Source organism: Enterococcus sp. H57 (genome assembly GCF_003112495.1).
Classification (GTDB): domain Bacteria; phylum Bacillota; class Bacilli; order Lactobacillales; family Enterococcaceae; genus Enterococcus_B; species Enterococcus_B faecium.
The window spans coordinates 1-26,062 of record NZ_BEHC01000043.1; the positions used below are offsets into that span (position 1 = coordinate 1).

At 36.5% G+C, this 26,062-nt stretch carries 21 protein-coding genes and 2 pseudogenes; 12 read left to right on the forward strand and 11 right to left on the reverse strand.

Features of this window, described 5'->3' with window-relative positions; translation table 11 throughout:
• The 7 genes and pseudogenes from DIZ30_RS09165 to DIZ30_RS09195 all read right to left on the reverse strand — a co-directional run.
• A pseudogene (locus tag DIZ30_RS09165) lies at window positions 1-446 on the reverse strand (IS30-like element IS6770 family transposase); the annotation flags it as partial.
• A 228-nt stretch (window positions 447-674) separates the two neighbouring features.
• The gene (locus DIZ30_RS09170; RefSeq protein ID WP_002327022.1) at window positions 675-1,841 is read right to left on the reverse strand and encodes a cyclopropane-fatty-acyl-phospholipid synthase family protein; all 1,167 of its coding nucleotides are present in this window, start codon (window positions 1,839-1,841) and stop codon (window positions 675-677) included.
• Window positions 1,842-1,991: 150 nt separating this feature from the next.
• Complete coding sequence (locus DIZ30_RS09175) at window positions 1,992-2,807, reverse strand: maltodextrose utilization protein MalA (protein ID WP_002301999.1); 816 nt, start codon at window positions 2,805-2,807, stop codon at window positions 1,992-1,994.
• Window positions 2,808-2,819: 12 nt separating this feature from the next.
• Window positions 2,820-3,671, reverse strand: coding sequence for a sugar ABC transporter permease (locus tag DIZ30_RS09180; RefSeq protein WP_002288156.1), 852 nt, complete (start codon window positions 3,669-3,671; stop codon window positions 2,820-2,822).
• Between the two features lie 2 nt (window positions 3,672-3,673).
• Window positions 3,674-4,975 carry a carbohydrate ABC transporter permease gene (locus tag DIZ30_RS09185; RefSeq protein WP_002318365.1) on the reverse strand — a complete coding sequence of 434 codons (1,302 nt, stop codon included), beginning with the start codon at window positions 4,973-4,975 and terminating at the stop codon, window positions 3,674-3,676.
• Between the two features lie 146 nt (window positions 4,976-5,121).
• Entirely contained in the window at window positions 5,122-6,381 is a 1,260-nt protein-coding gene (locus DIZ30_RS09190; protein WP_002301997.1) for an extracellular solute-binding protein, read from the reverse strand.
• A 101-nt stretch (window positions 6,382-6,482) separates the two neighbouring features.
• The gene (locus DIZ30_RS09195) at window positions 6,483-8,249 is read right to left on the reverse strand and encodes a glycoside hydrolase family 13 protein (RefSeq protein ID WP_002324073.1); all 1,767 of its coding nucleotides are present in this window, start codon (window positions 8,247-8,249) and stop codon (window positions 6,483-6,485) included.
• 388 nt (window positions 8,250-8,637) lie between these two features.
• On the opposite strand from DIZ30_RS09195, the gene DIZ30_RS09200 reads away from it, so the two are divergent.
• The 5 genes from DIZ30_RS09200 (at window position 8,638) to DIZ30_RS09220 (ending at window position 12,295) form a co-directional block, all read left to right on the forward strand.
• A complete protein-coding gene (locus tag DIZ30_RS09200) occupies window positions 8,638-9,486 on the forward strand; it encodes a YitT family protein (protein ID WP_002303243.1) in 849 nt (282 codons plus the stop codon).
• Between the two features lie 99 nt (window positions 9,487-9,585).
• On the forward strand, window positions 9,586-10,020 hold the full coding sequence (locus DIZ30_RS09205) for a VOC family protein (RefSeq protein ID WP_002301993.1): 435 nt from the start codon (window positions 9,586-9,588) through the stop codon (window positions 10,018-10,020).
• A 179-nt stretch (window positions 10,021-10,199) separates the two neighbouring features.
• Window positions 10,200-10,610 (forward strand): organic hydroperoxide resistance protein, encoded by a 411-nt coding sequence (locus DIZ30_RS09210; protein WP_002288163.1) that lies wholly within the window; start codon window positions 10,200-10,202, stop codon window positions 10,608-10,610.
• Between the two features lie 56 nt (window positions 10,611-10,666).
• Complete coding sequence (locus DIZ30_RS09215; RefSeq protein ID WP_002324072.1) at window positions 10,667-11,107, forward strand: MarR family winged helix-turn-helix transcriptional regulator; 441 nt, start codon at window positions 10,667-10,669, stop codon at window positions 11,105-11,107.
• A 108-nt stretch (window positions 11,108-11,215) separates the two neighbouring features.
• Entirely contained in the window at window positions 11,216-12,295 is a 1,080-nt protein-coding gene (locus DIZ30_RS09220) for an AI-2E family transporter (RefSeq protein WP_002305261.1), read from the forward strand.
• Between the two features lie 125 nt (window positions 12,296-12,420).
• Here the strand turns inward: DIZ30_RS09220 and DIZ30_RS09225 are convergent.
• A pseudogene (locus tag DIZ30_RS09225) lies at window positions 12,421-13,565 on the reverse strand (LPXTG cell wall anchor domain-containing protein).
• Window positions 13,566-13,712: 147 nt separating this feature from the next.
• Between DIZ30_RS09225 and DIZ30_RS09230 the strand changes: the two are divergent.
• The gene (locus tag DIZ30_RS09230) at window positions 13,713-15,266 is read left to right on the forward strand and encodes a helix-turn-helix domain-containing protein (RefSeq protein ID WP_002333564.1); all 1,554 of its coding nucleotides are present in this window, start codon (window positions 13,713-13,715) and stop codon (window positions 15,264-15,266) included.
• A 107-nt stretch (window positions 15,267-15,373) separates the two neighbouring features.
• Here DIZ30_RS09230 and uxuA read toward each other — a convergent pair whose 3' ends face one another.
• Together uxuA and DIZ30_RS09240 are read right to left on the reverse strand one after the other, a co-directional pair.
• Window positions 15,374-16,456 (reverse strand): mannonate dehydratase, encoded by a 1,083-nt coding sequence (gene uxuA, locus DIZ30_RS09235; RefSeq protein WP_109023187.1) that lies wholly within the window; start codon window positions 16,454-16,456, stop codon window positions 15,374-15,376.
• The gene (locus tag DIZ30_RS09240; protein WP_109023188.1) at window positions 16,447-18,093 is read right to left on the reverse strand and encodes a mannitol dehydrogenase family protein; all 1,647 of its coding nucleotides are present in this window, start codon (window positions 18,091-18,093) and stop codon (window positions 16,447-16,449) included. The genes uxuA and DIZ30_RS09240 overlap by 10 nt, the downstream gene beginning before the upstream one ends.
• Before the next feature lie 183 nt (window positions 18,094-18,276).
• Between DIZ30_RS09240 and DIZ30_RS09245 the strand changes: the two genes are divergently transcribed.
• The 6 genes from DIZ30_RS09245 to DIZ30_RS09270 all read left to right on the forward strand — a co-directional run bounded on the left by DIZ30_RS09245 (window position 18,277) and on the right by DIZ30_RS09270 (window position 23,742).
• Window positions 18,277-18,939 carry a GntR family transcriptional regulator gene (locus DIZ30_RS09245; protein ID WP_109023189.1) on the forward strand — a complete coding sequence of 221 codons (663 nt, stop codon included), beginning with the start codon at window positions 18,277-18,279 and terminating at the stop codon, window positions 18,937-18,939.
• A 143-nt stretch (window positions 18,940-19,082) separates the two neighbouring features.
• Window positions 19,083-19,646 carry an alkyl hydroperoxide reductase subunit C gene (gene ahpC / locus DIZ30_RS09250; RefSeq protein WP_002288178.1) on the forward strand — a complete coding sequence of 188 codons (564 nt, stop codon included), beginning with the start codon at window positions 19,083-19,085 and terminating at the stop codon, window positions 19,644-19,646.
• Between the two features lie 9 nt (window positions 19,647-19,655).
• Window positions 19,656-21,185 carry an alkyl hydroperoxide reductase subunit F gene (gene ahpF, locus DIZ30_RS09255; protein WP_061343664.1) on the forward strand — a complete coding sequence of 510 codons (1,530 nt, stop codon included), beginning with the start codon at window positions 19,656-19,658 and terminating at the stop codon, window positions 21,183-21,185.
• 275 nt (window positions 21,186-21,460) lie between these two features.
• Window positions 21,461-21,811 carry a DUF2200 domain-containing protein gene (locus tag DIZ30_RS09260; protein ID WP_002288180.1) on the forward strand — a complete coding sequence of 117 codons (351 nt, stop codon included), beginning with the start codon at window positions 21,461-21,463 and terminating at the stop codon, window positions 21,809-21,811.
• 98 nt (window positions 21,812-21,909) lie between these two features.
• Window positions 21,910-22,437 carry a DUF308 domain-containing protein gene (locus DIZ30_RS09265; protein WP_002298468.1) on the forward strand — a complete coding sequence of 176 codons (528 nt, stop codon included), beginning with the start codon at window positions 21,910-21,912 and terminating at the stop codon, window positions 22,435-22,437.
• A 153-nt stretch (window positions 22,438-22,590) separates the two neighbouring features.
• Window positions 22,591-23,742 (forward strand): cation:proton antiporter, encoded by a 1,152-nt coding sequence (locus DIZ30_RS09270; RefSeq protein ID WP_098188720.1) that lies wholly within the window; start codon window positions 22,591-22,593, stop codon window positions 23,740-23,742.
• Window positions 23,743-23,850: 108 nt separating this feature from the next.
• On the opposite strand, the gene DIZ30_RS09275 is transcribed toward DIZ30_RS09270, so the two are convergent.
• Complete coding sequence (locus DIZ30_RS09275; RefSeq protein WP_109023190.1) at window positions 23,851-25,887, reverse strand: penicillin-binding transpeptidase domain-containing protein; 2,037 nt, start codon at window positions 25,885-25,887, stop codon at window positions 23,851-23,853.
• Window positions 25,888-26,062: the final 175 nt, after the last annotated feature.

Below are 26,062 nucleotides of genomic sequence, written 5' to 3' on the forward strand. Positions count from 1 at the left end.
CGATCATGGATTGAGCGCTGATACTGTTGTTTTCCCCGTTTTTCCTGATGGCCATTGGGTTTTCTTTTACCTTTCATCGGTAGTGTGTCAATATTAAATATTCCTTTAGAAAATAAACGATAAAGTGTTCTCATACCGCATGAAACAGGCCTTTCTTTTCGCCCGATAATGACGTCAGGCATCCAACCAAGAGTGACTTTCTCTTTAATGTAATCTACTTCATGAGCAGGTAATTGAATGACTTTTCTACCACATTTTTTCTTATTTTCTTTATACTGGTGCCAATAATCAAGAGCAGTCTTGCCTTGCTTGAACTTATTGACTACATTATAAATAGTTTGTATAGCACGTCCCATTCGGTTAGCGATTTCAACCGGCTTATTATGTTGAAGATAATATGATTCTATCATTGTCAGTTCGTCTATGGTAAGATGTTTGTAGGTCATTTATGGTTACACTCCTTTGTTTTCTTTCGTCGGAAATACAATTTGAGTGTACCATAAATGCCTTTTTATTTTTCTAACTTAATTTTACAATTCGCGTTATGAAAATATAAAGAAAAAGAAACTAAGCTTTAGAGACAATCCTAGAAGTTAGACAAAAAAATTCACTTCTGGAGCATCATAAAACTTAGCTTCTTTTTAAATAGTCTTTAAACAGTACTTTTGCCTCAATTATGCCCGATGCATTGGGATGTCATTGTTTCCAGGTTGAACAAGCAAATATTGAATCACATCGATATTACTTGATTCAAATGAAGCTGCACAAGCTTGTAAGTATAGATCCCACATTCGATAGAAGGAATCTCCCATTTCTTTCGTGACTTGATCTTGGACTTGATGAAAATTCTTTGTCCAATGTTCTAATGTCAATTGGTAGTCACGACGTAAGCTTTCCAAATCAATCAGTTGCAAATCGTTTTTTGTAATGTTATCAACTAATTCAGTAACGCCAGGGACATAACCGCCAGGGAAAATATATTTATTGATCCAAGCATTTGTCGCACCACCTTGTTGTCGGCTGATTCCATGGATCAAAGCTGTTCCTTTTGGTTTTAGTAGATTTTTTACAACTTTGAAATAACCTTCAAGGTTTTCAGAACCTACATGTTCGAACATACCCACACTTGTGATATGATCAAATGTTTCGCCTTTTAGTTCGCGGTAATCCATTAATAATACACGGCATTTATCTTCTAAATGTTCTTCTTTTATTCTTTTGGTAATCAAATCGTATTGTTCTTCACTTAGTGTGATCCCAGTTGCCTTGACATTATACTCTTTGGCAGCAGTGAACATCAATGTTCCCCAGCCACAACCGATATCAAGCAACGTTTCGCCTTCTTTGATAAAGAGTTTGTCTAAGATATGATGGACTTTATTGATTTGTGCTTGTTCCAACGTATCTTCAGGTGTGTTGAAATAGGCACAAGAATAAGTCAAAGTTGGATCTAGCCAAAGTTTATAAAAGTCGTTACCTAAGTCATAATGCGCATGGATATCTTCTTTGTTTTTTTGTTTCGTATGTTTTTCTTTCTTTGGCAGCCATTTTAGATAATCTTTTCCTCGTAAAAAGCTGTTTGCTTGCTGATAAGCATCGTTGATCAATGCTTGGATACTTCCCTCGATCTCGATTCGATGATCCATATAGGCTTCTCCTAGTGCCAAAGAAGCGTTGCTTGTAATCTCTTTCATTGGGATTTCTTCATGGATATTGATTTTGATTTGGGGAGGAGTGTCCGTATCTCCGTATTGTTTCGTTGTACCGTCCCAATAATTTACTTCGACAGGGAGCGAGAAAGAACGTGAAAATAATTGATTGTATAAAGTTTTCTCTAACATGATTTTCCTCCTTAAAAAAACTACCCTATTACGTTAATACTAAAAAAGAAAAGAATCAACTAAGAAGTTTAATTTTTTCAGAAATTTTTCAAAAACTACTTTATTTTTCATTTTTTTCACATTCATTGTCGCATAAATCGCTTAAACTTGTCATTCGACACGCTTATCTTTGAATCTTGTTTTGACAAAAACCCATAAAAGCAGCAAGACAGTTATCGTTGTTTGGACACTTAGCATCAAGATAAAGTCAAAGTGGATAAACCCTACAACTGCTGCTGCCATGGAACCTATTCCCATAACATTCAGCATCAAATTTGCACTCTCTTTGAATGTATGAATGGATGAAAGTTGGCTTTTTCTTGTCATCCACAAGAAAAAGGAAGCCCCGAATAAAATGAGACTCGTCATGACAAATAGGACAAGACCAAGACTTAAACTATAAGATAAAATGATTGTTGGACGATTACTGGCATAAAATTCTCTTTCTAAAAATCGTTGGAAATCTTCGGGCGTACGTACAGAATCTGGTTGGAAAGATGGACTATAATTCATCGTATAGCGGCGTATACCAGATTTATCCTTTTGTTGGATCACCCATTGTTCCTTCTCAAAATCAATAAAAGTTCCATGATCGGATTGTTGTTTCTCAGATAAAGACACACCTACCAAAATTTCAGGGGTCACAGCTATCGTTTGTTGCGATGATTGTAACCCAGTTTCAGATAATTCAAGTTCAGAAAATTTTTTGGTTCCTTGTTCATCGATCAGCGAATGAACGGATAGAAATTGTTCTAATGGAATCGCTTGGATCTGATTGGCATAAAAAAGAGTCACAGGCATGACCATCAAGGAAACTAAAAATACAAATATCAAGAAAAATTTAGGCCATGATAATAGTTTGCGTCCCGCAAACACTTGAGTTGGCGTACGTAATGCGGAAAAATAGTTTAACGGAAATGTTTGCATGATACTCTGCTCCTATCCTTTTGTTCCGCCAGATGTCAGGCCGGTAACAAAGTTCTTTTGTAAAAAGAAGAATAATAGACAAATCGGTAGTGCAATCAAAATTGCCCCAGCAGCAAAAAGAGAGACTCTTTGGTTTGTCACATCAGAAATAAATGTTTGTAAGCCGACAGCAACAGTCTGATTTTCAGGTGTTCGAAGCAGGAACTTAGCTAACATGAAATCCCCAAAAGGTCCCATAAAAGCCCATAATGCTTGAACGGCGAGCATCGGTTTGACAAGCGGTAATACAATCTGGAAAAAAATCCTGAAATGCCCTGCCCCATCAAGTTTAGCAGATTCATCTAAATCTATTGGTACAGTGTCAAAGTATCCTTTCATCAGCCAAGTATTCATTGGAATTCCACCGCCTATATAGATCATTGTCAAGAACCAGTACTTATCTAGCGCCTCTAATAGGAAAGCCATGACATAAAAAGCAGTCAATGCTGCCATAGTCGGTACCATCTGAATCACTAAAAAGAACATCAAACTTGATTTGCGGCCGATAAAACGATAACGGCTATACGTATAGCCAGCTAAAGTTACTACAGTTACTTGTACGATCATCGTTAGGACAGAGATGATTAACGTATTTTTATACCAAGTCCCGTAAAGTGTTTCACTGAATAGCCGAGTAAAGTTTCCTAAAGTCCAGTCACTTGAAAGATCTAAACTAAAAGCTGCAATATTTCCTGACTTGAAGGCAGTACTTGCTGTGATCAAAAGCGGATAGATGATAATGACTGAAAGTATTAAAAGAAAAAAGTAAGTAAAAAAGTGAGAAAGTCGTTTTTGGAATCGAGCACTCGAATGAAATTTTTTCATTGTTAATCCCCCATATTGAACGCATTTGTCTTTTTAAATACCAGCAATGACACACAGATAACGATGATGGAGATAATCAACGTGATTGCTGAAGCCATAGAATATTGCGGAGAAGTTCCAGTCGTAAGTTTATAGATCCAGGAAATAAGAATATCAGTAGAACCAGCTCCTCCGCCTACGCTTCCGGGACCACCATTGTTAAACAGATAGATCATGGAGAAATTATTGAAATTCCCCGTATACTGTGTAATAAATGTTGGCGCTGCCACTAGGAAGACAGCAGGAAGCGTGATGTTTGAAAAGCGCTGCCATGCATTTGCTCCGTCGATTTTTGCTGCTTCATATAAGTCTTCTGAAATCGATTGTAAGATTCCTGTAACCATCACATAGATATAGGGAAATCCTAACCAGCCCTGCACTAAGATAATTGCTACTTTCGTCCAGTTGGGATCTGTTTTCCAAGAGATTGCACTGATATCTACAAAAGGAAGCTGGTTTAGGAAAGGAATCACTTGAGTATTGATGGCTCCTACGCTGTCGTTGAATATATTCGAAAAACTCATGATAGTAATAAAAGCTGGGACCGCCCATGGTAATAAGAAAATGATACCGAAAATACGTTTGAATTTAATAAATTTCTGGTGAGCAACAACCGCTGTGAGAATACCAAGGGTGATTTGCAAAGTTGTTGCACATAAAGTCCAAATCACGGTCCACGAAAAGACTGCAAAAAAAGTATTACGATATGAGCTTAAAAAGAAGATACTAAAAAAGTTTTTAGCCCCTACCCAATCAATCAAACTGGCTGGTGGAATATGATTGAAGTCATAATTAGTAAATGCAGTGAACAATGTAACTAGGACTGGGAAAATGATCGTAAAAATCATGAGAAGATAAGCGGGAAGTGTCAATAGATAAGGAAAACCTTCATCACCTATATTATGTATGACTTCCTTCATCGTCCGATTGATTTTTTTGCCCTCTTGACGCATCTTCGCTACTCGATAAGCGTCTAAAAGATTCAAACCGTAAAAAATCAAGAAAATGATTGTAATGATGAATTGCAAAGTGCCTTCAATCAAAATAAATAATGAATGATCTTCCATTGGTATACTTCCCAAAGTAACCAATCCTACCAATGCATGAAATCCGCCCAGAAGCATCTGACCAATGAATAGGACGAATATGGCGAAAAAAACGATACCTTTAAAAGCTTGGCCATTTACAAACTGCCCCATCCCTGGAATAAGTGAACAAAGCGTGATTTTTTTTTCGTTGATATTGCTTGTTTTATCTTGCTGCATCTGAATGCCCCCTCTAAACTTGCTAAACCGCAAACTGCTTTTAAGATAATGGCAACAAGAGCAAGATAATTTTCCATCTCGCTCTTGCCACTTTTATCTGAAGCACCTGTTCCATTTTTTATAAAAATGGACGGTTATCATTTTAATCAGTATTTTTGTTCTATGGCTTCACTGATTGTTTTTACTGCTTCATCTGCGGATTCTTTTGGTGTTTTTGAACCTGATGCTGCATCGAACATCAAGTTTTCTGCACCTGTCCAAACTTCGCCCATTTCTGGGATGTTTGGCATCGCTTGAGCTGTTTCATATTGTTCAATCACAGCTGTTGTTAATTCATCGTTTTTAGCCTTTGCTGTTTCCCTAGCTTGTTGGTTTGCAGGGATTTCATTTACCATTTCAAAGAATTTTTCTTGATTTTCCTGATTCGTTACATAATCAAGCCATTTTTGAGAGAGGTCTTTGTTTTTAGCATAATTGCTGACTACCCATCCTTTTCCTCCGCCAAACGGTTGATAAGGCTGTCCATTATTTAGAGTAGGAATTTTGGCTACACCATAATTGATATTGTTTTCCTTGTATGTTTGCGCTTGCCATGGACCGTCAATGATTGCTGCAGTTTTATTGGACATGAATTGCTGGCTGGCGAAGTCTCCTGCACTTTTTATGTCTTGCATTCCCTTTGGCCAAACATTTTTGAACCAATCTGTTGCATAAGAGATTCCTTCTACAGCACCTGCATTATTCAAACCGATATCTGAAGGATTTGTACCATCATCACCAAATACATAGCCACCGTGACCTGCAATTAAACCATAGGAATAATAAAAGTCAGTCCATTTAGCTAAAAATCCTGTATTTTTTCCTGCTTCTGACTCAAAAGCAAAACGACTGTCTTTGGATAGATTCTCCAAATCTTTAAACGTTGATGGTGCTGTATCGACTAAATCTTTGTTATAGTACAAAACAAGGGTCTCGATTACTGCAGGTTCTCCGTAGATTTTTCCATCATAAGTCACTTGGGCTTTGTCTGTTTCATCGTAAGCTGCTTCATTTCCCAGTTTTACTTCCGCCAGATGTCCTTGCTGTCCTAACGCACCGATCCGGTCATATGCTGCCATCATAACGTCAGGTCCCTTTCCAGCAGGCCCATCTAACGCTAATGATTCCAACTGATCGAACATGTCCTTTTCTACTAGCTTGATTTTCACATCGTTTTCTTTTTCGAAAGTGTTTTTTATTTCGTTTATATAATCTTTATATCCAGAATCAACGGAAACTGTTAACGTTTTTCCTTCATCGGCTTCCCCTTCTGCTGAAGAGTTACCATTGCCACAAGCCGCTAATCCGCCTAAGATTCCTAAAGAGATTAACCCTAAACCCAACTGTTTCACACTTCTTTTTTTCATCTTCATTTCCTCCTGTGTATTCAACGTGCTGTTACACCCTTATTATAATGGGCACAAATCTTCATTTGCAAACGCTTTCTTGCTGTTACCGGTAACAGTTTTCAACACATGATCAAAAATCCGTATTGTCGTATCTCTGCTTTCCCGTCTTCTAACAACTGACAATTTTGACTAAGAATCACCTCATTTTCCTGTTCTACTACCCAAGGTTCTTTTGACTGATTAAAGTAAACATAGATGATCTGTCCCTCTAGTTCCCGTGTGAAATAGAGCTTATCTTCACGATCATTTACTATTAGCCACTGAGTAGAACCTTCAGAAATAATCTTAGACAACTGTTTCCTTAGAGAAACAAGTTCTTTTATAAAACCGAATAGCTCTAGATCTTGTTCCTCCTTCTCCCATATCATACATTTGCGGCAATCCGGGTCATCTTCACCAGTCATCCCTATTTCTGTCCCGTAATAGATACAAGGAGACCCTTTTTGAAGAAACATAAAGGCCATCACAGACTTCATCAATTCTTTGTTACCTTGGCAAAGGGTCAAGATCCTGGCAGTATCATGAGAATCTAATAAGTTGAATGTTCCTTCGTTCACCTGATCTCTGTAAAGCATTTGCTGATGATTCATTCCACTGACCATTTGTGAAGCTGTGATTTTCTTTTTTGCAAAATAATCTTTAATCGAATCTGTAAATGCATAATTCATCACTGCATGGAATTCATCCCCTTGCAGCCAAGCTTGAGAGGAATGCCAAATCTCTCCAAGGATATAGATGTCTGGTTTGATTTCTGTAACTGCTTCTCTGAATTTTTTCCAAAAATGATGATCGACTTCATTAGCAACATCAAGACGCCATCCATCAATATCGAATTTTTTTATCCAATAAGTTGCGATATCCAGCAAATATTTTTGCACTTCTGGATTTGCTGTATTTAGTTTCGGCATGAATGGAGTAAAAGCAAAAGTATCATATGGGATATTTTCAGCAGTTTCTGGTAAGTCAGTCATCTGATAAGAATCTACTGGGAAAAAACGGATGTGGAACCAGTCTTTATAGATCGATTTTTCTCCGTTTTTGAGAACGTCTTGCCACTGTGGTGAATGGACACCCATATGATTGAATACAGCATCGAACATGATACGTATCCCTCTTTTATGTGCTTCATCAATCAAGTTTTTTAAAAGTTTTTTATCGCCAAAAGCGGGATCCACCTCATAATAATCAATCGTATCGTATTTATGATTGGATGTGGCTTTAAATATGGGACAAAAATAGATGCCATTGATGCCAAGGTCCGTCAAGTAATCCAAATGATCCATCACACCTTGCAAATCTCCCCCGAAGAAGTCTTCTCGGTCTGGATCTTTACTTCCCCAAGGTAAAGTGTGTTCGGGGTCATTTGCTTTGTCCCCGTTTGCAAATCTTTCGGGAAAAATTTGATACCATACTGTTTCTTTTACCCATTCTGGAATAGTGAATCGATCGATTTGATGAAAATAAGGTATTCGAAAATAAAAATTTGGTTCAGTAATCACATTTTCTCGATAAGGAAAAATTCCTTGATCACCGTAAAAACAGTCCGTGTTATCTTCCCCAACAACATGGAACGCATACTGTAAGCGCCTTGTTTCGCTCGTCACTTCAATTTCCCAATAATCATGAACATTGGTACTTAGACATTTTTTCATTGGTCGTTGTTTTTGATACCATTTTTCAGTTGTTATAGTATATGGATCTCCACATAGCACATATACTTTTTTGATATCATTTTTCCTAGTACGAAGCCGAATACGAAATCTTGTATTCGTATATAAAAATGCATATTCACTTTCCGGTCGATGATAAATTGCAGCTGTATCCATTGATTTCCTCCTTGTGTTTTAATATGACGTCATCACTATAAGTGATAGAGAAGCAAAAGACAACGCTTTCAAAAATGTTATCGGTAACAGTTTTTTGATACCGAATTTTTATTTTTTAAACTTGCCAAATAGATAGACTTAAAACTTTTAAAAGTTTTAGTCTACTTCCTGTACTATTTAGTATCCTGAATTTATCTTAAGCGATCAATTTCTACAATTTTCTAAAGTAAAAGTTTTTTAACAGTTTTTGACGTAGAAGTATATTCTAGAAGAATGAAACATAATAATTTAGACTAGCCTAATTTTTTTATTAATTAAAGTTAACTTAAGGTGAAAAGTAAGTTATAATAAGATAAGAGTATTATTAATGAATTAAGGAAGTGGATAAATGAAAGAAACGAGACAATTTATATGGACATACATTAAGATTATTTTTGCCCTCTTCATATTAGGAGTCGCTATCAATATGTTTTTAGGGCCTCATCATATTGCTGCTGGAGGTGTCAGTGGTCTAGGAATATTACTGGAAGCTGCTTTAGGCTTTGACCGAGCTATAGTTATTTTAGTGTTGAATATCGTTATGTTGGTACTAGCTCTTCTATTTTTAGGTAAAAAACCCTTTTTTAAAGTACTTTTCGGAAGCTTGGTTTTTCCTTTAATCATTGCAATAGTTCCAGAAACAATGATTACTTCAGATCGGTTGTTGTCTGTCATTTTTGGAAGTGCGATTTTTGCTTTAGGAGTTGCGATTTTATATAAAAACAACTCTTCTAGCGGCGGTACGACGATCCCTCCCCTCATTTTTAAAAAATATTTCCACTTGAATACTTCGATTGGCTTATTTTTTACAGACGCATTCGTTGTTTCTCTTAATCTGTTTATTTTTGGAATAGAAGAGTTTCTTTATGCTATTTTATCTATTGCAATCACTTCAATTGTCATGACTTATATCGAAACAGGTATCAATCGAAAGAAATCTGTTATGGTCATGAGTGAACATTATTTGGAAGACATCCGCCTTCGCTTAAGTGCTGAGATTGGACGTGGCCTTACCCTGCTAGAGGCAAAAGGCGGGTATAATCGAAAGTCAAAAGAGGTTTTATTGATCGTTGTGACTGATCATGAATTTTCCCGAATGAAACCATTGATAGAAGAAATCGATCCAAGTGCCTTTGTCATTGTCAGCAGCGTAGCAGAAGTAATGGGACGCGGATTTACTTATCATCCAATCGAATGAGTTGGTAAGTAAATCCGCTATTTTTTTGAATGCGTTTTCTTTAGCTGGTATAATAAAAGAATCTAGTAACTGTTCGACTGAAAAGGAGAGGAGATCTTTATGCATAAAGGAACGGAAATCGATTTTGTATTAAATGATAGTTTGAAAGCACTAGAACTGTATCAAACAATCTTTGATGAAATACAACTGATTGAGGCAACAGATTACCCTAGAGGCAATAATGAAGTCATTTTTACCTTGTATGGCACGAGATTCCATATGCTGGATGAAAACACGTCTCTTGGTTTGACTGCTCCTACTGCTGAACATCCAAATACGATCTGGTTCAATATCATCGTCTCTGATATCGAGGACACACATAATAAAGCATTACGAAATGGCTGTGTAGAGATTCAAGAAATGACAGAAATGATGGACTTTGGTGTGACTAACTCAATGTTCAGAGATCCTTTTGGTTATTTATGGATGCTTCATCAGGTCCATCGTGAAGTAATTTTTGAAGAAAGAAAACAACTTTTTGAGAAATATATGTAATGTTTATGATGAGATTATTTTTTGTCTCTGATATTTTTTGTATATGTTTGCTATTCGAGAAAGCGCGTCTGTTTCATGTGCTTTCTCTTATTTATCTTATGCCAATCCATTTCTTTGCTTTCCACAATTATATTGTGTAAAATTCAATTGTATAAAATATAATTAAAGGTGGTAATTTTATGAAAAAAATGTATTCTACGAAAATGATCAACACAGGCGGACGCTCTGGAGAAGTGCATAATCCCGATCGTACATTCGAATTGAATATTGCAGCTCCTGGTAAACGCGTCGAAAATGCAACCAACCCTGAACAATTGTTTGCAGCTGGTTTCAGTGCATGTTTTAACAGTGCATTAGAATTGATCAAACAGCAAAAAAATATCTCTGGGGCTTCTACTGTCAGTGCACAAGTTTCCCTTTATTCAGAAAGTGAAACGAGCTTTGTCTTAGGTGTAGAGATTGAAGGATCTATCGAAGGTCTTTCTCTGGAAGAAACGCAAGAATTATTAGAGGCAGCGCATAAAGTGTGTCCGTATTCAAAAGCTACAGCTGGAAATATAGAAGTTACTCTGAAAGCAGTTAGTGAATAGACTTTTTTGTGTAAATCCGCTATGATACACTATAGTAAAACAGCGGAGGTGGAAAAATGGAAGATCTATATTTAGTTAATCAAGTATGTTTTCCTTTATATGCCGCCTCTAAGGAAATCATTAGACACTACATTCCCCTCCTCAAGCCGCTGAATCTTACCTATACCCAGTATCTTGTGATGTTAGTTTTATGGGAAAAGAAAAAGACTTCAGTGAAAGAACTAGGAAATGATTTGTGTCTGGATTCTGGTACGCTGACTCCCTTACTAAAAAAGTTAGCAGAAAAAAATTATATTAATCGTCAGCGTGAAACGGGTGATGAAAGAATCGTAAATGTTACGCTGACTGCTCAAGGTGCTGCGTTGCAAAAACAAGCAGAAGGTATTCCACAAAAGATCAAGTCTTATCTTCCACTTGAACAGGAAGAATTGGATACACTGCAACATCTGACCCGAAAAATGCTAGATAATTTTCATCAAGACCAGAAAAAGGGCTGAAACTGCTAGATGAACGATTTTATGAGGAAAACCAACTCATAAGATAACGTCATTTAGCGGTTTTTCTTTTTGCTCTTTCTCTTTCTTATTTTCATATTCCATCATATAATGAATAACGTGTTTATTTTTTGTTATTTGGAGGTTGTCGATTTGACCGTTTATCAGCGTTTTTTGGCGAATGAAAAAATACGCCGTCTCACTGTTTTATTATTTGTCGTTTTTGTTCTTTTCTTAGTTAGAAGTATGATTACAACCATTTTGCTCACATTTATCTTTACTTATTTGATGATTCATCTTGTTCAAATCATTCAGCGATTTGTCCGAATTCCTACAGGTGTTTTAGCTATCATGATTTATACACTGATCGTTTACCTTATCTATCTGGCATTCACAAAGTATATCCCGATGCTTATTCATCAAACATTTGACATGATCCAGTCCGTTATTAATTTTTACGAGCATCAGCCAAAAGATGCAGATCCTGTTTTACAATATATCCATACTTATATTGAGCGAAACGATTTTTTTGAACAGCTTCAAAATGGCGCTTCGATTGCGCTTGGCTATTTACAGGATATAGGAAAAATGGCAGTGGCGTTTGCTATGTCATTCATCTTAAGTTTCTTTTTTATGATTGAAAAGAAAAAAACAATTGTATTCTCAAGATTGTTTTTAAAAAGTGAATTTTCTTGGTTCTTTCAAGATATTTACTATTTTGCCGATAAGTTTGTCAATACATTTGGTTTGGTATTAGAAGCTCAATTTGTTGTCGCTCTTTTAAATACGTTGCTCACTACAATCGCCTTGGCTGTATTTGGCTTTCATCAGCTGCTGAGTTTAGCGATCATGATTTTCATTTTAAGTCTGATCCCAGTAGCAGGTGTTATCATTTCTTGTATTCCTCTATCTTTCATAGCTTATTCCCAAGGAGGCATCCGAGATGTTGTTTATATCCTGATTACGATTTTGATTGTCCATCTAATTGAGTCTTATGTGCTGAATCCGAAGTTGATGTCCAGCAAAACAGAACTGCCGATTTTTTATACATTTGTGGTCTTACTTGTTAGCGAACGGTTCTTTGGCGTTTGGGGCTTGATTGTCGGCATTCCGATCTTTACCTTCTTTTTAGATGTATTGAAAGTGAAAAAGATCCCGAACCATCTTCCAAAAGAAACAGATATCCCTTAAAATAAATATGAAGAAAGATAAAGTATGAACGACCCCAAATATCAGATTTCAATCTGGTATTTTGGGGTCATTTTCTGGATATTTCTTTTTATTTGAAAAATGCGTTCACAGACATTATTCAAATGTTAGAGAGATCTGTTTTGTTTAAACCTTTTTGCAGAAAGCATTGTTGCTATACTTAATAGAATGATTCCGCTCCACAGTATAACTTTGTTTTGTGACTCTCCGGATTTTGGTAGCTGTTTATTTTTCGTTTCAGGACTAGCAAAGGTTGTATCCTTGCTACTTTTTAAGGTTTCAGCTGATTGGGCGCTATCAAATATTCGTGATTTTTTATTCAGCTGCTCTTCATTTATTTTTAGAATTGCTAGATTTGATTTTTTACTCTCTTTTTTTCCATCCTCTTGAATTGTTTTTTTGTTTATTTTTTCTGGTATTCCTTGGTCTCTTGCGTCCGTATCTGGTTCTGGAGTCACATCTGGTTTTTCTTCTGGATCTACCTCTGGTTTTTCTGGATTTTCAGTTTCATTATCTGTGTCTGGATTTGTTTCCGGTACTGTTTGGTTTCCAGAATCCGTATCTGGTTCTGGAGTTACATCTGGTTTTTCTCCAGGGGTTATTTCAGGTTTTGATTCATTGTCTGGCTCTGGTTGAGTTTCTGTATCGGATTCTTCTCCAGGTTCTATTTCCGGTTTCTGTTCTCCGTCTGGATTTTCTGTAGGCGGTACTTCTGGCTTATTTCATTTTCTGGTTTATCTGTTGGTTCTTCAACAAGATCTCCTCCTGAGTCGATGGCTGAATCTTGCTCAATTGTCTGCCGCTGACTATACGGCGTTAAATGATGATGATCGTTCGGTAGTCCATCTGATACCTTGACAGTAAAAAGCGCTGGTTTTAACAAGTCCTGATTTAATGTAACGGTGAAGGTAAATATCGCTTGCTTGTGTTGGATAGTCAAAGTGTTCTCGTCATAGCCAATCGACAAAGTGGGATCAACATTCTCAAATGTAACAGCTGATTGTAGTATAGGTGCTAAGTCTCCCGAATAGTCAATTTTTGCTTTGATGGTCGCTGTTTGTCCTTTTCTTAATTTTGCGACTCCTGAATTGAAGGATGAAAATTCATCCTGAAAGGTAATTCGATTGACGTTGGCCCACTTGGTTTCTGTCCATTTGGCTGTTTCTGTCTCCTCTGTGTGGACTGTCTGATTTATAGTAAGCGATAAGCTTAAGGCTGCAAATGTTGATATTAAGATGGTTGAATATCTCATAACTCTCTCACTCCTTGATTTTTTTGTATGCAAGAAATAAGATAGTAGAGATTCTACCTATATGTTTACTGTTTTTTTGTCTAAATTTATGAAAAAAACAGTAATATTTTCAAGTTTTAACAATTTAAGTAAAAAGGAGCCTCTTTCATGCAAACTCAAGAAGCGATTAAAACGTTTCTCTTGAAGAAAAAAAGCAATACAAAATTAGATATTTTTCTTTTCCTATCTGAACATCGTTTCTTTATTACTACACAATATTTAGCAGATCATTTCCATATGTCTGAATCAAATTTTTTACTATACATCAAAGAATTAGAACAAGACTTTGAGCGTCTCAATCTAACAGAACTGCATATTGATAAGCAAAAACCTTTTTTAAAGTTGAATTTTGAAGGAATTGATCCGGCTTACTGCTATTATCGTCTATTTGGAAGATACTGCAACGAATCAGTCAGTTATCAGATCTTGACTTCTTTGTTCAGCTGTCAGACAAATTCGATTATCAGTTTCAGTCAGCAAACAAACTATAGTGCCTCTTATTTGTATACGAAAATGAAAAAGATTAATGCATTTTTAGCATTGTACGGTTTGTCTATCTCCTTTTCTAATAATGGCAGAAAGTCTTTTTCTGGAAAAGAGGTACAAATTCAATATGCAGCATTAGATATTTATTGGAACATCTTTTCAAGTACTGCTACAGAATTTTATGATGAAGATCCGCAAGTAGTGGCTTTTATGATGAATACTTTTTTTAAAAAAGAAGTACTTGACCGACTAAATAGCGGTATGATAGATAAATTATATTTTCTATTAAAAATATGTAAAGAGAATTTTCCTGCAACTTCTGTGAAAGACGTACAAAAAGAATTCACAGAGTATGAATATATTGACTTTTTTATTGATCTCTCTGTAGATATTTTGCGACCTAATCTGCCAATTTGTCGCGAACAACGCATCTTAGTGAATATTTTAGCTCGACTTTCTATCACGAAAATCGAATCGGAAGAAACAAGCTTGGAGCAATACAAACTTTTAAAAAAAGCAAACGTTCCTCATGTTCTTTATTCAAGAGAAATGGTGGAGTCCTTTTGTACTGTATTTGATTTGTTTATACCTGAAAAAGAAAAGATTCTTTACTCATTGGCATTCGCACGAAATAAACTTTATAATGGATTTCTTAACTTCAATCAACCAAATACGCCCCTTCCTACTTTCATGCTTTATCAAGAACATAGCGTATTGAAAGAAGTCCAAACCGCCATTGAACAATTTTATATGGATTTCAGAGAACAAAATCAACACTTGTTACCAGTTATTTTAGAAAAGGAAAATGTGCAATGGATGGTTGAAGACCTAGTACATTTGTATGATCGCTACAAAAAACAGCCGCGAATTGTGATTGGTGTGAACTATACGCGTGATTTTTATATCAGTAAAGATCTGATCGTTAAGATAGAACAAATTTTTTCAAATGAATCGATCAAAATACAAAATGATTTTATGGAGAACTGCAACATCGTTATCAGCGACTGCCCTTTGAAACAATTGCCTTCTCATATCAAAAAAATCTATATTTTAAAAGGAATCATCACACCAGAAGACTGGAAAAAAGTGATTATGAGGATCTCAGAATATATCTTTGAATTAAAAGAAGAAGCACTCATGGATCAATCGAAAAAAGAAAATCAAGTTACTTCCTAGACCAAATAAGATACATAAATCCGAATGCTTATTAACAACCTCCGGATTTATGTATCAAGAATTTGAACATCCTTCTTATTTACATAATAAAATTACAGTTTTTTTCACTAATTATCTTTACTTTTGTTTCCTTTTTCGATTGCTTCCCATAATCCATTTAGATAAACAGCACCTAATGCTCGATCATATAAGCCGTATCCTGGTCTTCCTGTCTCATTCCAGATCATTCTTCCATGATCAGGACGGATGTATCCGTTAAATCCGTTGTCATACATTGTTTTTAGTATGCGGTACATGTCTAATGAACCGTATTCGGATTTATGTGGTGCCTCATAGAAATCTCGATTAGCTAAAAATTTAATATTTCGAACATGTGCAAATGGGATTCGATCTCTTTGGCAAAATTCTGCTAAAATCCCATATACATCATTTTCTGGATCTTCTGCAATACTCCCTGTACAAAGAGTGATTCCGTTATAAGGGCTGTCTACTATTCGACACAACCAATCTAAATCTTCTCGATTCTTTACGATTCGAGCTAATCCAAAAATCGAGTATGGCGGATCATCTGGATGTACAGCCATTTTGACCCCTACCTCTTCACATGTTGGGATGATTGATTGGAGAAAATAGGCAAAATTTTCTCGAAGTTTTTCTTCGTCTACTGATGCATAGGCTTCAAGCAAGGATTTGATATGAGCTAAGCGCTCAGGTTCCCATCCCGGCAATTCAAATTCATTGCTGGAATGTTCGATGCGCGCGACGATTTCTCTTGGATCATCTGGAATATCATCAGATATAAAAGCTAACGTGGATGAGCCGTCTTCTAAGCGGTAGTCAAGGTCAGATTTCACCCAGTCAAATACAGGCATAAAATTATAGCAGATGACTTCTATTCCATATTCTGCCAAGTTTCGGATTGTCTGCTTATAGTTTTCGATATACTGCTCACGGGAAGGTAATCCAATTTTAATGGCATCATGCACATTGACGCTTTCAATTACTTTTAGTGTTAACCCACGAGACTCAATTTCTTCTTTTAGTTCTTTGATCCTCTCCCTAGGCCATACCTCTCCTACTGGTATATCCATCAATGTGCCTACAATCCCTTTGACCGAAGGAATCTGTCTGATTTCATCTAAGGTAATCTTTTCTTCCTGTGATCCGTACCATCTAAAAGTCATTTCCATGATAAATTTCCTCCATGTTCTTGTAAGTAATCCTGTAATGTTTTTCGTACGGCATTTGGTCCTGCTACCATCTTGATGAACATTTCTTCTATTTTTCTGCCAAGCTCTGCTTGGTAAAGATCTACACCAAAAATTTCTTTATTTGACAAAATAGAAGCCATTTTCTCATGAATATGTGATGTATCTTGCGTACCCAGTTGAATATCGGAAAGCTTATGCTGAAGGTCTGTCAATAGTGGGTCTGGACTCGGGATGAATGGTTTTCCTTGATCATCAATGCCAATAAGGTATCGAAGCCAAGCAGCGAGAGTCAATGGTATGAATACAAGTGTCTGCGGGTCTTTAACTTCTATTTCCATATATTTTTTAATCGTCTCACCATAACGAATCGCCACCTTTTGAGAGGTATCCGTGGCGATTCGCTGAGGCATATCAGGAATATTTGGATTAGAAAAGCGCACAGTAATTACTTCTTCCAGAAAGATCTTTGGATCAATGATACCTGGAGACTCCACAACTGGGAGGCCTTCATTGTACCCGATTTCAGAAACTAGCAGCGATAAATCTGGATCTTTCATCTCCTCAGCTATGCTCCTATACCCCAGTAAACAACCCATAATAGCTAAAGACGTATGCAAAGGATTAAGGCAAGTCGTCACCTTCATCGTATCTGCTTTATCTACCGTTGCACGATCAGTCAAGAATACCCCAGCTTTTTCGAATTTCGGACGTCCATTGGGAAAATGATCTTCCATGATTAAATAATGGATGTCCTCTGTATTGACAAATGGAGCAATATTATTTCCTTTTGCGGTTTGGAAAATCGACATATTTGAAAAGCCCTCTTTTGCCAACATTTTGCTAACTGACAAGGAAGGATTCGGGGTGATACGATCAATCATCGTCCATGGAAACGCAACAATTTCTTCATTCGATAAGTATTGGATAAATGTATTTTGTACATAACCTTCCTTTTGCCATTCTTTTGCGATCGTTAGCAAAGATGTACGTAATTGACTACCGTTTTGTGAAAAATTATCTGTAGAGACAAGTGCAATCGGCCAAGCTCCAGATAAAAAACGTTTATAAAGTAGCACAGCAAGAATACTCATTGTATGTGATGGCTTCTTTGGACCATTTTTTATATCGACTGCAATCGGTCCTATATATTTATTATTTGTATCTTTCAATCGATAACCTTTTTCAGTAATAGCAAAAGTAACTAATTGTAAACTAGGATTTTCAAAGTGTCGAATCATCTTATCAAAGTGTTCAGAACAATCTGGATGACAATACAGACTGTCAGCTGTCGCAGCTAATATACGTTTGACGAACTCTCCACTGCTTGGCATGACCACTTCAAGAATCAAATCATCAAAATCTTGGTAAGCCCTTTCAATTATTTCTTCATCGAATGTTTCACAAACAATGACACCAGTGGACAATTCGCCTAGATCCGCTAAACGTTGAGCGATTTCTGCATGAAATCCTCGATAAAGATTTCCGCCACCGAAATGGATCCAGACAGGATTTTTTTGTCTATTTTCTCTTAATGATGCACGGTCAAAATGAGGTATTTCTACTTCTTTTTGAGATAATTCAGGAATAAAGTTCCTCCAGTTGTTTAAATCAATCATTTTTCCCCTCCTAAACTAACATATTAGTTTTTGTATTCAAGTGAATTTTATGCAATAAAAATCGCTATGTAAACCAAAATTTTATTATTTATACAAATTTCCTAGTTAATGTGACATATCAGATTATTTTTCAGACCTCTTCTGTTATACTACGTTCATAGAAATGATTTTGGAGGTATAAAAATGAAAAGCAGCTTGCAATCTCAAGCTTATCAAGCGATTCGTAAACAAATTATCTATGCTGACTTAGAACCTGGAAGGAAAATATCTGAAAAGGCACTGGAGGAACATCTTGCTATCGGCCGGACTCCCATTCGCGAAGCATTGATTCAACTACGTCAGCAAGAACTCGTGTATACGATACCTCAAAGTGGTACGTATGTTTCAAAAATTAATCTTGTTTCTGCAGAAAATGCTCGCTTTGTCCGAGAACAGTTGGAAGAACAAATCATGATTGAATGTTGTTCCAAATTGGACACACAAACACGAATAGTGCTAGAAACGATTTTAGAAGAACAAGAAAAAGCAGTCAAAATAAATGACGAACGCGCTTTTTTCCGTGCAGATAATTTATTTCATGAAGCTTGTTTCGAAATTGCAGGAAGAAAAGAAGTTTGGAACTGGTTAGATGACCATAATACCCATTTAGAACGTTTCCGCTGGTTACGAGTGACCATTCAGGGGCTTCCATGGGAGACGATCATGGAACAACATTATGATTTACTCAAGGCTTTAGTTGATAAAAAACCAGAAGAAGCTCGATTTCAAACGGGATTGCACTTACACATGATGCTGAAAGAACAGGAAACTGTTACTCAACGTTATCCCCAGTATTTCCAGCAGTAGCATTTTCTTGCGACCTCTTCTATTTTTATAATTAACCTTCGTTTTTGAGTAATCTTTATTAAATAACAAAATATCCATTAACTTTGCAACTCCAACTAAATTACAATAATTATAAATAAATAATTATTATTGGATGTTTTACTATGTCATTGATTGGGAAAAAAATCGAAGAATTTAATGCACATGCTTATCATCAAGGAGAATTTTTAGAAGTCAGTGAAAAAGATCTTATGGGGAACTGGAGTATTCTTTGCTTCTATCCAGCTGATTTTACTTTTGTTTGTCCTACTGAATTAGAAGACTTACAAGAACAATACAGTACATTGAAATCTTTAGGTGTTGAAGTCTTTTCTTGCTCTACCGATACCCACTTTACTCACAAAGCATGGCATGATACATCAGATGCTATCGGTAAAATCGAATACGTGATGATCGGTGATCCGTCTCATCAGATTTCTCGTATTTTTGATGTTTTGGATGAAGAGCAAGGATTAGCTCAGCGAGGAACATTTATTATTGATCCAGACGGAATCGTTCAAGCTATGGAAATCAATGCAGATGGAATCGGTCGTGACGCTAGTGCACTGATTGATAAGATTCGCGCTGCTCAATATGTACGTACCCACCCAGGTGAAGTTTGTCCGGCAAAATGGAAAGAAAGTGGCGAAACATTGAAACCAAGTTTTGATCTTGTTGGAAAGATTTAGGTGGTGGATATGTTAGACAAAGAAACTAAACAAAATCTCGAACAATATTTAGCACTGATTGAATCTCCTATTGTTTTTTCTGTTAGTTTGGATACTAGTGAAAATAGTCAAAAACTAGCTGAATTTACGAAGGAAATAGCAGAAATGTCTCCTAAAATCTCTTGGGAAAAAAGAGATTCGATGCGAACACCTAGTTTTTCTATCAATCCAGTTGGCAAAGAAAATGGAATCGTTTTTGCTGGTATCCCCCTCGGTCATGAATTTTCCTCTTTTTTACTGGCTATGTTACAAATTAGTGGACGGGCACCGAAAATCAGTGAATCTTTGAGTCTTAAAATCAAAAAAATAACACAAACATTGCATTTTGACAGTTATGTTAGCTTGACTTGTCATAATTGCCCCGACGTTGTACAGGCATTGAATATATTAGCTGTATTAAATCCAAATATTACTCATACGATGATTGAAGGCGGGATGTTCCAAAAAGAAATCGATGATAAAAAAATCATGGCAGTGCCAACTGTGTTTTTAAATGGAGAAGAATTTAGTAGCGGACGCATGACGATCGAACAAATTGTTGAAAAAATCACTGGCCCTTTGATTGAAGAAGAGTTGTTTGAAAAAGAACCTTATGATGTATTAGTGATTGGCGGTGGACCAGCAGCTAGTAGTGCAGCTATCTATGCAGCACGTAAAGGAATCCGTACAGGACTTGTCGCTGATTCTTTCGGCGGACAAATCGTTGAAACACTCGGGATTGAAAATATGATTGGTACCCCCTACACAGAAGGTCCAAAATTGATGCAGCAAGTAGAAAGTCATGTGCGTAGTTACCCTATCGACATTATGATGAATCAACAGGCCGTTTCCTTAAATAAAGAGCAACATTTTATTAATATTGGCTTAGCTAACGGTATATCACTTAAAGCAAAAACCGCAATCATCGCGACAGGTGCGCACTGGCGTTCTATCAATGTACCAGGCGAAAAAGAGTTTAAAAATAAAGGAATTGCTTATTGCCCACACTGTGACGGCCCTTTATTTAAAGGAAAAGAGATTGCTGTAATCGGTGGTGGTAATTCTGGTGTTGAAGCAGCGATTGATCTAGCTGGGTTAGCAAAACATGTTTATGTTCTAGAATTCTTACCCGAATTAAAAGCAGATCAAGTTTTACAGGATAAACTAGTTTTTCTTGCGAATGTCACTGTTATCAAAAATGCAGCGACGAAAGAAATCAGCGGGTCGAATCAGGTCGAATCTCTCTCCTATATCGATCAACATACGAAAGAGTTGCATACTCTAGCTGTTTCAGGTGTATTCATTTTAGTCGGTTTACTTCCTAACACGGATTGGCTAGATGGAACAATCGAAATGAACCCAAGAAATGAAATAGTGACTGAGAAAAATGGCGCGACGAATATCCCCGGTGTTTTCGCAGCTGGTGATTGTACAGATAGTCCATACAAACAAATCATTGTTTCAATGGGTTCAGGAGCTACTGCAGCTTTAGGAGCCTTCGATTATTTGATGCGCACTTGAGCGATGAAGATTATACAAAAGACAGATAGAGGTTGTAAGCCTGCCGTTTCGCTCCGAGTCACAAGGAACAATTTAATAAACAGTTTCTCATGTTTGTTGAATATTGTGACTTGTGACCGAGGAGTTGACAGGACAACACCGTTTACTCGGAAAAAAGGATTGTGACAAGAATTTTGTCACAATCCTTTTTGTTTTTTTGAATAATCGCTTTTTTTTCTCTTTTTCTTATATACTATAAGTAGTAAATAATTTGAAAAAAAGAAAGGTGACTGATTATGGCGCAAAATCGTATTTTTACGACAAGTTTTGCAAGCGTTTATCCTATGTATGTAGCAAAAGCGGAGAGAAAAGATCGTATAAAAGAGGAAGTAGATGAAATCATTTGTTGGCTGACGGGTTATTCCCAAACAGAACTAGAATATCAACTACAAAAACAAGTGACTTTCGAACAATTTTTTGCGGAAGCCCCTGTCCCCAATCCTTCACGTTCCTTGATTACAGGTGTTGTTTGTGGTGTACGAGTAGAAGACATCGAGGATAACTTGATGAAAGAAATTCGTTATTTAGATAAAATGATCGATGAGCTAGCAAAAGGCAAAAAAATGGAAAAGATCCTCAGAAGTTGATTTTTCCAGAGATATTCTTCTCCTTCGCTCATTTTGTAACATTTAATTTGGTAAAATGACTAGTTCACGTTAAAATAAGTCAAAGGAGGTTTTCTTATATGTTTGAGACGATTAAACAAAATATTCAAAAATACGCCTTATTAAGAGCTGCTGTTTATATTATTTCTGGGATTGCGATCGTAATTGCTCCATCGGCAGTTTTTCATTTTATCGGTTATCTGATCACTGCCTATCTTGTTTTACTTGGATTGTTGAATCTTTTTGAGGCTTACCGTTTTAAAAGAAAAACAGGTTCTTGGAGTATCGGTCTGTTCAGTGGTCTTTTTTTCCTGATCTTAGCGCTGATCGTCTATGCTTTTGCACCTGCAATCGTTTCTATCCTGCCGATTCTTCTTGGATTAGCTGTTATCATCAACAGCTTGTTCCAGTTGTTCTTCAGCATGAATACAAAAGCTAAAAGTTGGAGTGTTTATAGTATTCTGTTGTTGATTGGCGGATTCGTCTTATTGTTCAATCCATTCAAAAGTTTGATGCTTCTATTCCAAATATTCGGCTTTATTTTGATTTTCATGGGCATCCAGGAGATTATCAATTTCATCAGAATAAGAAAAATGACTATACGTTAATCATTTTTAGTTATTAAAATAGACCGTATAAAAACCAACAATCCAAAAAAATCTTTTGGATTGTTGGTTTTTTTGTGAGTATATTTTCCTATTTTTTCAATAATGTATGTTATGCTAAGTTCAGGCTATATTTTATACAAAGGAATGATGAGAATGGAATTTATTGGTATTTTATGCCTGATATTGATTTCAACAACGATTGGCTCACATATCTCGCGGAGATTAGGTATCCCAGCAGTGATTGGACAATTACTTGTTGGTGTTTTGCTAGGCCAAGCTGGATTGAATTGGGTCAAACCTGATATTCTAGTCCATGACTTTTCGGAGATTGGTGTGATCTTATTAATGTTTTTAGCTGGTCTGGAAAGTGATTTATCTCTTTTGAAAAAATATTTCCGACCTGGTATGTTCGTTGCTTTGCTTGGGATCATCTTCCCGGTTGTTTTTGGCTGGTTGACAGGCGAAGCATTCCAAGTTTCGGGAAATGAAGCGATTTTCTTTGGGATTATTCTTGCGGCAACTTCTGTCAGTATTTCAGTAGAAGTATTAAAAGAACTAAACGTAGTGAATACAAAAGAAGGATCAACAATTTTGGGTGCTTCTGTGGTAGATGACATTTTAGTCGTTTTAGTTCTAAGTTTCAGCCTATCTTTTCTAACGGGGGAAGCTTCTAGCAATGCTTCTTTACCGCTTGTTTTGATTGAACAGCTAATTTATTTTGTTTTTATTTTCTTATTAGTCAAATGGATTGCGCCTTTCCTACTTTCATTTGCAGAAAAATTGTACGCAAATTCTTCTATTATCATCGTATCGCTAGTTATTTGTTTAGGAATGTCTTACGTAGCGGATCTTGTTGGGCTTAGCTCTGTCATTGGTGCTTTTTTTGCAGGGATAGCTGTCAGTCAGACAAAGGTTAAAGAAGAAGTATACCACAATGTAGAGGCTTTAGGATATGCAGTATTTATACCAGTATTTTTTGTCAGTGTAGGATTAGAAGTTGATTTTTCTGACTTTAGTGAACAACTACTCTTTATTTCTATATTGACGCTTGTAGCGATTTTGACCAAATTGCTTGGAGGGTATTTTGGTGCTCAGATTGCCGGTTTTTCTCAACATAGTTCATTGATGGTCGGTGCTGGTATGATCTCTCGTGGAGAAATGGCTTTGATCATTTTACAAATTGGACAGCAAAGTCAATTGATCGAACCACAGTACTATTCACCTTTAGTTATCGTGATTTTATTAAGTACACTTATTTCTCCACTTGTTCTAAAATATTTTACAAAAAAAGTTTATGAAGTGTGAGTAAATCAAAAAGAAGTTGTGAAAGAGACATCGTGAAAACCGTTTATTTGAAAAAAGGACTGTGACGATAACGCCACAGTCCTTTTACTGTACTTAAAAAGCAATTTTTTATTGATAATTTTGGTTGAGGTATTGCAATAGTTCCGGTGCTCGTTTGGTTACTGAATCATCATCTTCTTTATTTTCCAACATGCTGACCATCATATAACCTTGGTTATCAGGATTGAAAGCAAACAAGAAACTGTTCTCTTTCCCTTTTTCATCCTGTTTTTCTTTGATTTCCGCTGTACCAGTTTTCGCTGCCAACGGAATCCCTAAAGCAGAAAGAGAATGTGCTGTACCATTTACATCTTGCACAACTTCTCTCAGATCTGGCACGATCGTTTGTACTGCTGTTTCGCCGATGACATTCTTCTTATCTTTTGTCTCTTTATCTGCAATCAATTTAGGATAGACAAGTGTGCCATTGTTGGCAAAAACAGAATACATTGCTGCTTGCTGGATAGGATTAATTAGAAGTTCGCCCTGTCCATATCCAGTATCAGCTAGCAAGATATCTGAGTTAAAGCTATCTTCATTAGAAATTTGTGCTGGATTCATACTAATTGGCAAATCAAGGTCTTCACCAAAAATGAATTTATCTAAGCCTATACGAAATTTTTTCTCACCCATTTTCAACGTTTCTTGTGCCATATATATATTATCGGAATAGATCAAAGCAGTTTTTAAGTCTACTTGTGATACATCACTGACACGCGTTACTTGATAAGATCCCCAAGAACTGTCTTTTTGCCATTTAAGCCCGTTGATCGTCAACACTTCATTTGGATCGATAGTGCCGTTGTCAAGACCGATTGCTGCTGTAATCATTTTAAACGTAGATCCAGGAGCATAACCTGTCGCAAATCGGCTGATGAATGGCTGTTCAGGATTTTCTTCATAAGATTTGTAATCTTCTTGTGAGATCCCGTTTGTCATTTTGTTTGGATCATAGCTTGGAGAGCTAGCAAGCGCAAGAAGATCACCGGTTTTTGGCGTTGTCGCAACAGTTGATCCAGCTTTTCCTCCTAGACTGTCAAAAGCTGTTTTTTGTGCCTTCGCATCGATTGTCAATTTGATATCTTTGCCATTTTGAACTTCATGTTCGATCAGAACTTTTTTCTCTACACCGTCTGCATCTGTAATGCTTAATTTCCCACCTGTTGTCCCACGAAGATCCTTATCAAAAGCCATCTCCAAACCTGAGCGACCGATTTTTCCATTACTGCTTAATTCTGGATTCTTATCAATATCTTCTGCTGTGATATCTCCCACGTAACCAATCAGCTGAGCAGCTGCTTCACCCAAAGGATAATATCTGCCGTCTACTTCTTGAATGGTAGCTCCAGCTGGAAGTTCTGGCGTTGCTCCATCAATGATTTTCAATGGGACAAAGTAATCGGGTTGTACCCAGCTTTGTGAAATCGCCTGATTGATAGCATCTTCTGTTAAGTCGAAGGAGGAAGCAATCGCTTTGATATTGGCTGTTTTTTCGTCTCCATCTCCAAGTTTACTTGGAACGACTCCTAATTGTTTTAGTTTGCCTGTTGTTGCTAATGGTTCACCATTTCGATCTATAATATTCCCTCTTGCTGCTTCTTGTGTGGTCAGGCTTACTTTGTCATTTCCTTCCATTTCTGGAAAAACCAAGTTGGGTTGCCAGTTGATCGTGGTTTGACCATCATTTCTGTCTAATGTTCCTTTATAAGAAAGATCTTTCAATTCACCTAATGAGGTATTCATCTTTGCTTTATATGAAAAACTGTAAGTAGAATCGTCTTTTTTATCTACTTTTAGATTCGATATCTGAAGTCCTTTGACATCAGCAGCACCGTATATATTCTGGTATTTCTCTAAGATCTCTTTTTCAGATAATGCACTTTTATTTGCCGCCTTTTTTGATGCCATTTCTGCAGCTTTGTTATAATCTCCCTTGTTCAAAGCTTGGACAAATTGCTCAACTGTCTTTTCTCCAGCTTCTACTGCTTGGGTTTCTTGATAGTGCTGGTAGTAAAAATAACCGCCACCCGCAGCTGCTATTAAGATCACTGCGCCGGCAATATAAGCGCCTGTTCGATTTTTGCCGTGCTTGTCACTTCTTTTCATTTTTTCCTCCTTCTCTTGCTTGTCATTCCTTTATTTTCACTATTTATAACTGTTTATTCTAACATAATAAAAGAAGTCAGAGGGAGCGTCAATAATTTTGTGTAAATAAATTGTCCTCCTGCAAAATAATTAGTTACTCAGTAAACATTGAAACTAATGTATCGGTTACCTGTTG